The organism is Qipengyuania vesicularis, from assembly GCF_019711415.1.
In the GTDB taxonomy this organism is placed as follows: domain Bacteria; phylum Pseudomonadota; class Alphaproteobacteria; order Sphingomonadales; family Sphingomonadaceae; genus Qipengyuania; species Qipengyuania vesicularis.
In genome coordinates, this window is record NZ_JAIGNJ010000002.1 from 675,436 (window position 1) to 688,558 (window position 13,123).

General features: G+C 59.6%; 10 protein-coding genes. 7 read left to right on the top strand and 3 right to left on the bottom strand.

Going from position 1 to position 13,123, the window contains the following annotated elements; all coding sequences use genetic code 11:
- The first annotated feature begins 27 nt into the window (after positions 1-27).
- From K3146_RS08730 to K3146_RS08745, 4 genes are all read left to right on the top strand, one after another.
- Positions 28-1,047 (top strand): LacI family DNA-binding transcriptional regulator, encoded by a 1,020-nt coding sequence (locus K3146_RS08730; RefSeq protein WP_221545872.1) that lies wholly within the window; start codon positions 28-30, stop codon positions 1,045-1,047.
- A gap of 111 nt (positions 1,048-1,158) precedes the next feature.
- The gene (locus K3146_RS08735) at positions 1,159-1,791 is read left to right on the top strand and encodes an RpiB/LacA/LacB family sugar-phosphate isomerase (RefSeq protein WP_221545873.1); all 633 of its coding nucleotides are present in this window, start codon (positions 1,159-1,161) and stop codon (positions 1,789-1,791) included.
- Between the two features lie 24 nt (positions 1,792-1,815).
- Positions 1,816-2,589, top strand: a complete 774-nt coding sequence (kduD, locus tag K3146_RS08740; RefSeq protein ID WP_221545874.1) for a 2-dehydro-3-deoxy-D-gluconate 5-dehydrogenase KduD — start codon at positions 1,816-1,818, stop codon at positions 2,587-2,589.
- A gap of 18 nt (positions 2,590-2,607) precedes the next feature.
- Positions 2,608-3,492 (top strand): sugar kinase, encoded by an 885-nt coding sequence (locus K3146_RS08745; protein ID WP_345724070.1) that lies wholly within the window; start codon positions 2,608-2,610, stop codon positions 3,490-3,492.
- A gap of 1,396 nt (positions 3,493-4,888) precedes the next feature.
- Here the strand turns inward: K3146_RS08745 and K3146_RS08750 are convergent.
- Positions 4,889-6,292 (bottom strand): alpha/beta hydrolase, encoded by a 1,404-nt coding sequence (locus tag K3146_RS08750; protein ID WP_221545875.1) that lies wholly within the window; start codon positions 6,290-6,292, stop codon positions 4,889-4,891.
- A 217-nt stretch (positions 6,293-6,509) separates the two neighbouring features.
- Here K3146_RS08750 and K3146_RS08755 point away from each other — a divergent pair, with 217 nt between their 5' ends.
- Positions 6,510-7,973 carry a LytR/AlgR family response regulator transcription factor gene (locus tag K3146_RS08755; RefSeq protein ID WP_221545876.1) on the top strand — a complete coding sequence of 488 codons (1,464 nt, stop codon included), beginning with the start codon at positions 6,510-6,512 and terminating at the stop codon, positions 7,971-7,973.
- Positions 7,974-8,111: 138 nt separating this feature from the next.
- On the opposite strand, the gene rtcA is transcribed toward K3146_RS08755, so the two are convergent.
- Both rtcA and K3146_RS08765 read right to left on the bottom strand, forming a co-directional pair.
- Positions 8,112-9,131 carry an RNA 3'-terminal phosphate cyclase gene (gene rtcA, locus K3146_RS08760; RefSeq protein ID WP_221545877.1) on the bottom strand — a complete coding sequence of 340 codons (1,020 nt, stop codon included), beginning with the start codon at positions 9,129-9,131 and terminating at the stop codon, positions 8,112-8,114.
- Positions 9,132-9,170: 39 nt separating this feature from the next.
- Complete coding sequence (locus tag K3146_RS08765) at positions 9,171-10,397, bottom strand: RtcB family protein (RefSeq protein ID WP_221545878.1); 1,227 nt, start codon at positions 10,395-10,397, stop codon at positions 9,171-9,173.
- A gap of 253 nt (positions 10,398-10,650) precedes the next feature.
- On the opposite strand from K3146_RS08765, the gene rtcR reads away from it, so the two are divergent.
- Positions 10,651-12,240, top strand: coding sequence for an RNA repair transcriptional activator RtcR (rtcR, locus tag K3146_RS08770; protein ID WP_221545879.1), 1,590 nt, complete (start codon positions 10,651-10,653; stop codon positions 12,238-12,240).
- Between the two features lie 102 nt (positions 12,241-12,342).
- The gene (locus K3146_RS08775; protein WP_221545880.1) at positions 12,343-12,966 is read left to right on the top strand and encodes a hypothetical protein; all 624 of its coding nucleotides are present in this window, start codon (positions 12,343-12,345) and stop codon (positions 12,964-12,966) included.
- Positions 12,967-13,123 lie beyond the last annotated feature (157 nt).

A 13,123-nucleotide genomic window follows, 5' to 3' on the forward strand; every position in this document is an offset into this window, starting at 1 on the left:
GCGCCGTTCATTTAAATATGGGAAGCTATGGCCAGCGACAGCAAACCGACGATCAATGACGTGGCGCGCATCGCCGAGGTTTCCAAGAAGACCGTAAGCCGCGTCATCAACAAGTCGCCACTGCTGAGCGAGAAAACACGCAAACGCGTCGAAAATGTCATCGCCGACATCGGATATGTGCCCAATCCGCAGGCACGCGCACTGGCATTGCGGCGCAACTTCGTGATCGCTGCCATTCACGATAATCCGAATGCCCAGTTCCTCGTAAACGTGCAGCAGGGTGTACTCGACGGTCTGGCGGGCAGCGATTTCAACCTGATGGTCAAGCCGGTGGATCGCAAATCCCCAAACATAACGGAGGACATTCGGGACTTCCTCGAGCGACAGCGGCCCTATGGCGTAGTCCTGCTTCCCCCGATATCCGAGAACGACGAGATCGCCCGCCTGTGCGACGATCTGGGCTGTCGGTACGTAAGGATGGGTTCGGTAAAGCTTGATGAAGCCGAACATACCGTCAGTTCCAACGATCGCGAAGCAGTCCGAGAGGCGGTCAGCTACCTAATCAAAAAGGGCCATCGGCGGATTGCCCTGATCGAAGGACCGAGCGGATTTACCTCACCCCAAGAACGCCGGGCCGGCTTCGAGGAGGCGATGGCAGCAGCCGGACTGGAAGTGGACGAAGCCCTGGTACGTCCTGGCAGCTATACCTTCGAATCGGGTGTGTCTGCGGGACAGGCCCTGGTGGAGCTCGAAAATCGTCCAACCGCCATCTTTGCCTGCAATGACGAAATGGCTATCGGAGCGATGATCGCCGCACGCCGAAGCGGCCTCCTCATCCCCGAGGACGTTTCTATCGTGGGCTTCGACGACACGCCCTTGTCGAGCCATGTCTGGCCTTCGCTGACCACGGTACGTTGGCCGATTGTCGACATGGCACGCACTGCGGCCAAGAAGCTGATCTCACCGGAGGATGCGGAAGCCAATGCGACCTGGCTGCTTCCCTCGGCCTTGATCGAGCGGTCGTCGGTCGTCCCACCAACCGTCTGAAACCGACTGGACCTGAGCATCGAATATCGCTTGCACCTCTTTATGACACCGGTTACCTAAATGTACGAAGAGCGAGCCTTCCGGCCACGCGGGACAAGAAAGCGAGCACCAATGAAAATTGCCCTTATCAATGAGAACAGCCAGGCCGCGAAGAATTGCATCGTCCACGATGCCCTGACGGCCGTCGTCGAACCGCTGGGGCATGAAGTGCATAATTACGGCATGTATGCCGCCGACGACGAGGCGCAGCTGACATATCCGATGGTGGGCCTGCTCACCGGCATCCTTCTCAATTCGGGGGCTGCCGATTTCGTCGTTACAGGTTGCGGTACGGGGACGGGTTCGATGCTTGCCTCGAACGCCATGCCGGGCGTGTTCTGCGGTCTGGTAATCGATCCGACCGACGCGTTCCTGTTTGCCCAGATCAACGACGGAAACGCAGTTGCCATGCCCTATGCCAAGGGCTTCGGATGGGCTGCGGAACTCAATCTGCAGGACTGCTATCGCAAGTTGTTCGAGGGTGAAAGCGGCGTCGGATATCCCAAGGAGCGCGCCGCGATCATGAAGAAGAACCGCGGCGTCCTGGCCGATTTGAAGGCCAAGACCTGCCACGACATGCTGACCGTCCTGAAGACCGTAGATCAGGACCTGCTCAAAAGCGCGATTGCCGGGGAAAAGTTCTCCGAACTATTCTATGCCAATTCGAAGGACGAGGCGATCAGCGAATATCTTCGCGGTCTGTAACACAAGCCGCAGGGAGGTAAGGCGATGAGCGGGAATCCATTCGACCTTTCGGGCAGAGTTGCGCTCGTGACTGGCGCGAACACGGGCATCGGCCAAGGGATTGCCGTTGCGCTCGCCAGGGCAGGTGCCGACGTCGCCCTTGTCGCGCGGCGTGATCCGGCCGAGACCCGCAAATTGGTCGAAGCGGAAGGTCGCAAGGCCCTTGTCATAATGGCTGACTTTTCGTCGATCGAGCCGTGCGAGCGAATAGTCGGCGAATGCGTCGCCGAACTCGGGCGTCTCGACATCCTCGTCAACAATGCCGGCATCATCCGCCGCGAGGATGCGCTGGAATTCTCGGAAGAGGATTGGGACGCAGTGATGGATGTGAACCTGAAGGTTCTCTTTTTCCTGAGCCAGGCCGCGGCTAGGCATATGATCGGGTGGACCTCGCAAGACCGGCGTCGCGGCAAGATCGTCAACATTGCGAGCATGCTGACCTTTCAGGGCGGGATTCGCGTGCCGAGCTATACCGCCTCCAAAAGCGGCGTAGGTGGCCTAACAAAGCTGATGGCCAATGAGTGGGCAGCCAAGGGCATCAATGTGAACGCTATTGCCCCCGGCTACATCGCGACCAACAACACTGCCGCGCTCCAGGCGGACGAAACGCGCAATCGCCAGATACTGGAGCGTATCCCTGAAGGGCGCTGGGGTGATCCGGCCGACATTGGCGGTGCCGCCGTATTCCTTTCTAGCAGCGCCTCCGATTATGTGCAGGGCCATATCCTCGCCGTTGATGGCGGGTGGCTGGCACGGTAGCCCGACGGACCACTTGCGGTGACCGTCTTCATCTTCGGCGAGGCCATGCTGGAATACCACAGCAAGGGCAGTACTGGCCTGCGCTATGGCGGCGATACGCTGAACACCGCTATTCACCTCGCCCGCGCGGGCCACGAAGTCGCTTATGTGACAGCTGTCGGGACCGATCCAATAAGCGATGCGCTGGTCGCATCATGGGCCGCCGAAGGCATCGACACACGCTTCGTCCTGCGCCATCCGACCCGCAACCCCGGCATCTACGCCATCCATCTCGACGAGCATGGCGAGCGAAGCTTTCTCTACTGGCGCGACCGAAGCGCCGCGCGGGAAATGTTTGCCTTGGAAGGAATGGCAGAGGCTTTGTCTGCGGCCATGGACGCGAGCTTGCTCTACTTCAGCCTCATTACCCTAGCCGTAGTAGGTGATGAGGGGCGCGATCGCTTGCTCGGCTTGGCTGCCAGAAGGCGCGAGGCCGGGAGCCCGGTCGCCTATGACAGCAATTTTCGCCCTGCCCTCTGGAACAGCCTCGCAGACGCACAAGACGCATCGAGACATGCAGTAGAAACATGTTCGATCGGGTTGCCGACCAATACGGACGAGCGGGAGCTTTGGGACACCTCTGAGTCCGACGCCGATATCGTACGGAAATGGGCAGACAATGGGCGACTGATAGCCCTTAAAGCGGCAGATAAGGGGTGCCTGCTCATGCAAGGCCAGCGAGCCGAACCGGATTTGCTACCCGCGACAAAGATCGAGGTGATCGACACCAGCGGAGCCGGCGATGCGTTCAATGCCGGGTTCCTTTCAGCATACCTACTTGGAGAGTGCCCGCTGAAATGCGCGGAATCCGGCCAAAATCTGGCGCGAAGGGTAATCGGGCAGATGGGTGCCATTCCGTCTTAAATTTGGTGGCACCGTAACGGACCAACCCGGCTCGTACTGAGCAAATGGCTGTTATCGGGCCGCAAGCTGACAGTCAGCTTCTCGGCGTTTGACCAACGGAACCGGACAGTCTCCTTACCGCTATTTACCGCGAACCAACGAAGCCTTAGCGCGTCTTCCCAAGATGCACGAGGAACGCGACTCAATCCATCATGCCCAAATCGCTTGCAAGGCACGCCAGCTTGCCGCAGGTCACTCCGATCCTGCGGTGCGGCGGCACCTTCGCGAGATGGCGGTCAAGCATGATCGCAAGGCCAGAGAACTCGCAAGATCGGAAGCCTTCAATATCACCCCGCCCTCCCAACGCATAGCGCAGAAGGTGGCGAAGCTCTTGGGCTTGCGTCCTCGCCGCTGAGAGCCTCCGCCCTTATTCTTCTTGAACTAGCGCCCTTCGTGCTACGACCTCGGCACAGGCTAGGAAATTGCCCAGCGCGTGGCCGATTTTAGTAGCGTCATTGCTCTGGCGAGCTTCCTCCAGCTTTCGATGCGAGTTGCGTAGCTCCCAAAGCATCTCGTTTTGACCCATGGCACGTCCCCTCACCCAGAAGGCTAAGCGGGGAGTGTCCGGAGTCAATTATCATATGATGGACTTTGAGGTTCGCCTCAGCGCTTTGCGATGCACGTGATGCGGAACCATATCGAGCGACTACAATTGGTCCGCTGAAGGGTTCGCAAAATGATTAGCACAAAGTTCTCAGAAAAGAGGCTGAGGGATCGCGCCGATCGGGAAACCGACCCGTTCTACTCAGCCTATCTGCATTCCATCGCCGATACACGGAGGCCAGCCGTGCCAAGGTCGGTTTCAGTGGCACCCGCCACTGCCGGGCCCTGAGTGCACTACGAGCCTCTGAAGGGGTCGTAGTGGATTTAGGCACCATCCTATTTGGAGCAATGCTGCTCTTGGTCCTTGTCGCCATCGCTGTTATTGCATTTCGGGACTATCGAAGGTGGCGGCGACGTAGAGATGAAATGCGCGCAAGGTGGAGGGGCAAGTCGCGAGACTGACGCTCAAGGCACCTCAAAAGCGCGAAGGCCAAAAACAATCTAAGGAAAACCCCCGCCAGTCGAAACTGGTCGGGGGTTACTGCTTGGCGGCCAGAAGACATAAAGCCATCTCCCCGATCATTCGTTGCCCTGTGGCAGGGAGTAGCCAAGGACGATCTGTCTAGCCGATACCGCGCTAGCGCTGAATCGGTCCCGTTCAATTGCTTGGGTTGTCAGTTCGAGATGCTCGCCAGAAGTGTATAGATTGGCAATGGCGTGACGCAAATTGGGCCGAAAACCGACCGTCTGGTTTCCCACCCAATTGCGGACGTTTTTCACTTTTCTCATCGAACTGCTGCCCACCAAAGGACGCTCAGCCCCCCAGGTCTGGCAGTTTTGCAAAGTCCGGGGCTTCGACGACAATCCGGTTCGACTTGGCCGGTTCGCCGCGCATGAAATTGTGCATTGCCTCGCCAACTTCCGGGGAGGTCATGAACAGATTGTGGCCCGCATTCTCGACTATGATCTGCTCGACATTACTCAAGCCTGCGGTCGCTTCGGCATGCCCCTCGGGATAGGTTCTGCCGTCCAAAGTTCCGGTCAGCATCAGCACCGGCGTGTCGCCAAATGGGCCATCGCGAAAATCGGGACCCGCGTCGATTTCTGGCAGTTCGGCGAGGATCTGCGGCATGGGAAAGTTCAGAAAGGCACCGACGGGAGAGGCCGCGGCCTGCTGTTCAAATGCCTTGAGCCGGGCGGGCGTGATGCCCGATGCGCGGTCCATCGCCATTGACATGGCCGACAGAGTAATCGGCTCATCCGGGGTCCAGAACCGCTGCAGGATAAAGGTGATCAATGTCGGGTCGCCCATGTCGATTTGCCTGTACATCATCAGCATCACAGCCGCGTACTGCGGATCGGAAATCAGTCCGCCCATGAATTGCTGCAAATGCCGCTTCTGCAGCAGCAGGTTATGGGTCGTGCCATCACGCATCGGCACGGTGACCGTCATCGGTTCGGCATCGAGTTTCGCGTGAACTCGGCTGATCACGCCCAATATGTCGGGATAGAGCTGCGCTGCTTCAGGCTGCTGATCGACGGCGGCCTGCAAGCGTTCAAAATAGCTGAGCGTGCGAGATGGCAGTTTCACCGTCTGATCAAGGCCCTCGGTCGCCGCCATGATCACGCGGTCGAGCTCGTCCGGAATTGCGGCGAGTGCGGCCAGCGCCAAGTGGCTGCCATAGGAAATCGACCACAGTGAAATTTGATCCGCCCCAAGATGCTGGCGAAGGTCGGAGAGGTCCTGCGCGCTTTCGGCGGTTGTGAAACCGCGCAGGTCCACTCCGTCCGCCTGCCACTTAGCCGCGCATTCGCGCACCGCCAGCCGGTAACGCATCGCATGCTCGGCATCGCTGATCCGCTCCATTTTGCCGATCGTGACGCTGGACGTGCAGCGCTCTGGCTGCTGAGATTGGCCGGTGCCGCGCTGGTCAAATGCGATCACATCGCCGTGCTGGCGCATCGCCATGAACAGCGGGAAGCGCGGCCCTTTCGCAGTGCCAATTCCAGAACCGCCGGGGCCGCCTGACAGATAGACGATCGGATTACCGGGCGTGTCTGTCGTGGCCGGGAAGCGGACATAGGCGAGCTCTGTCGTCCCGCTGGCCGGATCGTTGCGGTTCATCGGCACGGTCAACGTGCCTTGAAAAGCCTCCACACTCTCGCCGCTGCGCGCCTCAAAGGTGATGGCTTCTTCATTGGGCGTAGCATGCACCATGCTGGACGCGAAAGTGAGGGCAGGGGCAGCCAAGACTAGGGCAAGCGCGCTGATCAGATGTGGCTTTTTCATGACGAGTTTCTTCCGATTGGTTGATCATGGATTGAGCCTGAGACTGGCGGAAACCGGGGCTTTGAACAGGGACTGATCTGTTAACGGGGGTTTCTAATCGGTGAGCGGGGGGACTTCCCGCTTTTCGGAAGCTATAGAAATTGCAGTGCTGCGTTTTGCGATCTTCTTCCTGTCATTTCTGACCTTTTCGGCTGCCGCTCTTGCGCGGGATTATCAGAGCTTTTTCGATTCCCCCGCGCGGGTTTGTGATGCCGATACGGCCTCTGATACGGCTCCGGATTTCGCGGGCACGAATTGCCGGTCTCTTTTGTTTTATCAGGTTGACCCACAGGACCGGATGCTGTGGGCGGAGATCAGGTTTCAGGCAGAGCCTACCTTGCTTGAAGACGGCCGCCCGCTCGGCCTGTTTGTGAGCGCAAAGGGCTCTAGCGAGGCGTTCCTCAACGGGGTGCCGATTGGAACAAATGGCAGACCCGGCCCCAATCACAGCAGCGAAGAACCCGGTGATATGGACGCGGTGTTCTTTGTGCCAGAAGGCACGCTGAGACCGGGTGAGAATCGGCTGGTCTTGCGGCTGTCCTCGATGAATGGCGGCATCACGCTCAATTCGCCGATCCACAATATCGCCCTCGCGCCCTATCGCGATCCGCGCCAACCGGGGCCTGCGACATGGTTTGCGCTAATCACTTTGGGTCTGTTTGTTGCGGGCTTTGTGTTTTTTGGCGTGCGGTCGCTGCGCGGATATGATCGAGAGGACTCCGCGCTGATCGCCGCGTTCTCGCTCGCCGCTGCTTTGCAGCTCGCGGCTGAGGTGGCGCGCGATGTCATGCCTTATCCTTATCCTTTGCATGATTTGCGTCTGTCGCTGATCCTGACCTTTGCGATTGGCCTGGGGCTTAGCTTTGCCGCTTATGTGCTGCTGAGGCTGTTTAGAGCATATCCGCGGCGACGCCTGCTGGCCTTGGCGGCTCTGTTCGCTGTCATGCTGACGATCGGCGTGTTTCAACCCGGTTTTGACCTTAAGACCATCTTTGTCCTTATCGCCGCTTTACTTGGGACAGGAATTGCCGGGGCACTCGCGTATTTTAGACAAAGCAATCGCGGTGCCTTGTGGCTCGCGGTGGCCAGCGCGGCATTGGCGGCGGCGATCTATTGGCTTGGCGGGTTCTTTCTCGACACCATCCTTTATCTGATGGTCGCGGTGTGCCTGCTGTGGCTGTTTTTCAAGCAAGCGCGCGGCGGCAATCTGACTGAAGGCCCGGTGGCCGATGACAGCGCGCCGAAACGCATAGAGCTCACGAGCAATGGCAAAGTCGAATTTGTCAATGCGGCCGATATCGTGCGGTTCAGCGGGGCGGGCGATTATGTCGAGGTGTTATTAAGCAGCGGGCGCAGCGCCTTATACAATGCCAGCCTCGCAGCGCTGGAGCGAGAGCTGTCGGACGGCTTTATTCGGGTGCACCGCTCCCACATAGTCAATGCAGCCTTCGTCAGATCCCTGACCCGCGAGAGCGCTGGCACAGGAAATCTGGAAATGTCCGATGGCAGCACGGTGCCCGTGAGCCGCCGCAATATGGCGAGCGTGCGGGACGCGTTGACGAAGGCGTAGGTGTAGAATTCGGCGATCATTCGCTAGCTGCATCTGAACGCGGATTTGCTAACCTGTTTTATCCCTCACAACGTATCGTCAAAGGTTACACGGGTTGAGATTTGGGCCGGAAGCGGACTATCCGCTTCCGGCGTGAGATTAGACAATCCGGACGCAATGGCCCTTGTCGCCCGCTTCCTCAAAATGAGCCCGGCGGCCCGTGAAGAGCGAAATGATGTCAGCTGCCGTGCGCGTGTGCTGGCTGATTTTCACCGTGGTGAAGGTGCCTCCACCCGCAAGCGCCATCGGCAGTATGAGCTGGTCTTGCAGGTAAGGTCCGGCAAAGGCTTTCGACGCTTCGTAGCCCGCCATGCGCTTGCCGGCCGTATTGCCGATCCGCTCTGCCGACAGGCCGAGCTTGCCGAAGCCTGAAACGACCTCGGTCACATTGGCGTACGAAGCCTCAAGCGATAGCGCGATGCCCGGTCCCTGGTCTGCGGGAAGGTCGCGGATGGCGATCATCTCCTCGCCCCACTCGGGCAGGGCTTTCAGCGCAGCCTTGCGGATCCGGTTCGGGATCTTGTTCGCTCCTAGCGAGGAGAACACGATCATGCCCGACCGACCCTGCATCGCGCCGCGCTCGGTGAATTCCATCCGGCGCAGCGGCGCAGGCTCGATCTCGATCTCGATCCGGCCTCCTCCGCGCGGGAAGAAGCCATGCCGCTTGATCCGCGCAGAGACGCGAGGGCCCATGCGCTCAAGCACAGGCAGGAAGCATTTCTCGATAAAGTCGAAGCTCGGCGCCATACCGGCATGCGTCCCACCCTCGATCACGAGATGCGAAGGCTTGTCGGCTAGCGCGAGCGGGATGAGCACCGTCTGCAGCACGAGCGCGGTCGAGCCTGCCGTGCCCACGGCAAAGCGGTAATCGCCCGGCGTCAAGGTGCCGGGGCGGAAAACGATCCGGTTCGAGCCGAGCTCCAGCCCCTCGCACTGCGCCCCGCCGATCGCGCAAGCGGCCTCGATCGAGGTCAGGTGCTGGCGCATCAGCCCGGGCTGGTCCCGCTTGGCGCGGATTTTTTCGATAGTGAAAGGCTCTCCGGTCACGAGCGACAGCGCGCATGCATTGCGCAAGACCTGTCCGCCGCCCTCCCCTTCGGAGCCGTCGATGGTGATCATAGTATCTCTCTAGTGGATTTGATGGCGGCGTGAAGGGCATCAACCCTTCACGCACACCACCTGCTTAAGCGTGTGGACGATTTCGACCAGGTCCGACTGTGCAGCCATGACCTTTTCGATCGGCTTGTACGCCTTGGGCGTTTCGTCGATCACGCCTTCGTCCTTCCGGCATTCAACCCCTGCCGTGTCAGCGATATGCTCTTCGAGCGATACCTCCTTCTTGGCCTGGGTCCGGCTCATCACGCGGCCTGCACCATGCGAGCAGCTGTCGAAGCTTTCCGCATTGCCGAGCCCGCGCACGATGAAGCTCTTCGCGCCCATCGAACCGGGGATGATGCCGAGCGTTCCTTTCGCGGCGCGCACCGCACCCTTCCGGGTAACGAGCACGTTTTCGCCGAAGTGGTTTTCCCGCGTCACGTAGTTGTGATGGCAGTTCACCGCTTCGCACTCGGCCGTGAAGGGCTTGGCGATCTGTCCGCGCAGCGCGGCAATCGTATGCGTCATCATCACCTGGCGGTTGAGCCGCGCGAAGTCCTGCGCCCATTCGACTGCTTCGACATAATCGTCGAAATGGTCGGTCCCTTCCGGGAAATAGGCGAGGTCTTCATCGGGCAGGTTGATATGCCATTTGCGCATGTCTTCCTTTGCCAGTTCGATGAAGTGGCGTCCGATCGCGTTGCCGACACCGCGGCTGCCGGAATGGAGCATAACCCACACGCGCTGGTCCTCGTCGAGGCACAGTTCGATGAAGTGGTTGCCCGTTCCCAGCGTGCCGAGATGGACGAGATGGTTCGATCGCTCGAGCTTGGGATACTTCGCCGTGATCCGGTCGAAGCGGTGGACAAGAGTAGCCCATGCCTCGATCGTTTCAGCCGGAGGATCGCCCCAGGCACCCTTGTCGCGTCCGCCCCGGCCCGAAGACCGGCCATGCGGCACGGCCTTCTCGATTGCGGAACGGATGCCTTCGAGGTTGTCGGGAAGATCGCTCGCGTGGAGCGAAGTCCGCGCAGCCATCATGCCGCAGCCGATATCCACGCCTACAGCAGCCGGGATGACCGCGCCCTTGGTAGGGATGACCGAACCGACGGTCGCGCCGATGCCGACATGGACGTCGGGCATGGCTGCCACGTGCTTGAAGATAAAAGGCATCTTGGCGGCCTTCGCGAGCTGCTCGCGCGCCTTCGCGTCAACCGGGACACCCTTGGTCCACATCTTGACGGGCGAACCGCCTTCTACCTTCTGAAATTCGTACCCTACCTGGGTCATCGCTTTATTCCTTTTGCGTGAGCCTTGGGGGTGGCTGGCCCATTCCAGCCACCCCGGCCTCGTCATCACCGGGCGTTCGACCGACCCGGCGCCATGTGTGTTGCGGGAAGCGTGCCAAACTCTGCGCCCGCCTTCGAAAATTCTATAACACTCTGTTTTAAAATGTTTTCGTGATTTCGGGCGTGGGCCCGCGATTTCGAAGACACCAAAAAATTATATCGCATTCTCTACAAAGTTATAATATTGGATAGATATGGCAGGCACGACAGTCATCGGTTTCCTTGGCTCCACGCTCGATGCGAGCAAGCGCGATGCGTCGCGCTGGAACAAGTGGCGGCCGACGGTGGGCCTGTGCATGCAGCCCGACTTGCGCGTCGATCGGCTGATCCTGCTGCACGGACGCCAGCACGAAAGCCTCGCCAGTTTCATCACCGCAGACATCGCCTCGGTGTCGCCGGAAACGCAGGTCGAGCTGGTGCTGATGAATTTCGACGACGCCTGGGATTTCGAAGAGGTCTATGCCGAACTACTCGACTTCGTACGCGGCTTCACTTTCGAGCCCGAGGCCGAGGACTACCTCGTCCACATCACCACCGGGACGCATGTCGCGCAGATTTGTCTCTTCCTGCTGACGGAAGCGCGGTTCATTCCGGGCAAGCTGCTCCAGACCCAGCCTCAGCGCGGCAAACCCGATCCGGCAGGCGTGTGGAATTCGATCGACCTAGACCTCTCCCGCTACGACAGGATTGCCAAGCGTTTCGCCGAAGGCAGCCGCGCCAGCAAGTCATTCCTCAAGGGCGGCATCGAAACGCGCAGCACGGCCTTCAACAGCATGATCGACGAGATCGAGCAGGTCGCGACGCGCTCTTCCGCCCCTCTCCTGCTGATGGGACCGACCGGCGCGGGAAAGAGCCTGCTCGCTAAGCGTATCTACGAACTGAAGGCCGACCAGCACCGGCTGTCCGGCCCCTTCGTTGAGGTCAATTGCGCCACGCTCAAGGGCGACAATGCCATGGCGGCGCTGTTCGGGCACACCAGGGGCGCCTTCACCGGCGCCGTGTCTGAGCGAGCCGGCCTGCTCCGCAGCGCAAACAAGGGCATGCTGTTCCTCGACGAAATTGGCGAGCTGGGCCTCGACGAGCAAGCGATGATTTTGCGCGCGGTCGAGGACAAGCGCTTCCTCCCCGTCGGTTCGGACCGCGAGGTCGAGAGCGACTTTCAGCTCATCGCCGGGACCAACCGCGACCTGGTCGATGCCGTGGCCAAGGGCGAATTCCGAGAAGACCTGTTTGCGCGCCTCAACCTGTGGACCTTCAACCTGCCCGGCCTCGCCGAGCGGCGCGAGGATATTGAGCCGAACCTCGAATACGAGCTAGAGCGCTACGCTTCGGCAGAGGACACGCGCGTCACCTTCAACAAGGAGGCGCGCGCGCGCTATCTCGCTTTCGCCACATCGCCACGCGCATCGTGGAATGGCAATTTCCGCGACCTTTCCGCCAGCATAATGCGCATGGCCACGCTGAGCCCCGACGGTCGCATCGATACCGACACGGTCGAGGCCGAAGTTGTGCGGCTGGAAAGGCTTTGGACCTCGGGCGAGGAGAGGGGCAGCGACGCGCTGCTCGTAGAAGTCCTAGGCCACGAGCCGCTCGCGGAGCTGGATCCCTTCGACCGCGCCCAGCTTGCCGAGGTTATCGCGACTTGCCGCCGTCACACCTCGCTATCAGCAGCGGGAAGGGAACTATTCGCGTCGTCCAGGCTGCGGCGCAAATCGACTAATGACGCCGATCGGCTGCGCAAATACCTAGCGCGTTTCCGCTTGGCTTGGGATGACATCAGCTGAGGCGCCGCTAGCCTAAGGTCTGATTTCGGCATAATCCGTCCGGAAGCGGGAGGCAGCGAACGACCCGATTGCTGACAGAGCGCTGGCTGCTAATCTGTCTTGATGATTACTAAGAGATTAGTCTGTTCAAACCTTCTTATTTGCATGGTGGTTTTGAGTTCGTGCGGAACATTAAATTATGTTCCGGACGAAGGGTGGCCAGACCAGTCGGATTCGAAGTTTTATGAAGATTGGTTCGGCAAGCAGCTCGCGGCTGCATCAGAACCCGTGCTCGCTAACAAACAAGATCTCGGACCATACGCAAATCGTTTCCGGCTGATGGTTCTTCCATCCTTCTCCCATACCTCGGTTTATCGTATTGACGAGACAGATACTGGCGCAATGAGGCTAACCTACACGCTACTAGACGGCGCGGGTGGGTATGAGCCGGGGCGGATTGCTGTTAAAGTTCAGCGTTATCTGACACCTGGTGAGACGGGCGCGTTTCTCGCTGTCCTCAATGAAGCTCGATTGCCATCAGCGCAGCCTGAAGCCGACCTTCGAGTCAAAGTTGACGAAAATGGCGATGAGTTCATCACCATTTGTGGGGACGGAACGCAAATTGTCGTGGAAAGGCTAAGTCCACTACAAAGGTCCTTCATCACACGTCACGAATGTGAGCTGGAGCGTTTTCCGGAGATAAATGACCTCTACACCTTCGTTTCGGCCTTGAACGTATCGAACTGAGAACGGAGGTCCGATTCCCACCCATGAACTGACGTATCTGCCGAGTGGGACCCTGCCGTAAAGCGGACTAGCCGCCACAGACCTAATAGCGGACCTTCCGAGGGCCGGGGGTGACTGCGGGTTACGTGCCTGTTAGGCGAGACCGCCATTGGCGATC

Bases quoted from the DNA above. Each gene is read 5' to 3' on its own strand.
- K3146_RS08730 (WP_221545872.1), top strand. From the start codon at position 28: ATGGCCAGCGACAGCAAACCGACGATCAATGACGTGGCGCGCATCGCC.
- kduD (WP_221545874.1), top strand. From the start codon at position 1,816: ATGAGCGGGAATCCATTCGACCTTTCGGGCAGAGTTGCGCTCGTGACT.
- K3146_RS08750 (WP_221545875.1), bottom strand. From the start codon at position 6,292: ATGGTGCATGCTACGCCCAATGAAGAAGCCATCACCTTTGAGGCGCGC.
- rtcA (WP_221545877.1), bottom strand. From the start codon at position 9,131: ATGATCACCATCGACGGCTCCGAAGGGGAGGGCGGCGGACAGGTCTTG.
- K3146_RS08735 (WP_221545873.1), top strand. From the start codon at position 1,159: ATGAAAATTGCCCTTATCAATGAGAACAGCCAGGCCGCGAAGAATTGC.
- K3146_RS08775 (WP_221545880.1), top strand. From the start codon at position 12,343: ATGATTACTAAGAGATTAGTCTGTTCAAACCTTCTTATTTGCATGGTG.
- rtcR (WP_221545879.1), top strand. From the start codon at position 10,651: ATGGCAGGCACGACAGTCATCGGTTTCCTTGGCTCCACGCTCGATGCG.
- K3146_RS08765 (WP_221545878.1), bottom strand. From the start codon at position 10,397: ATGACCCAGGTAGGGTACGAATTTCAGAAGGTAGAAGGCGGTTCGCCC.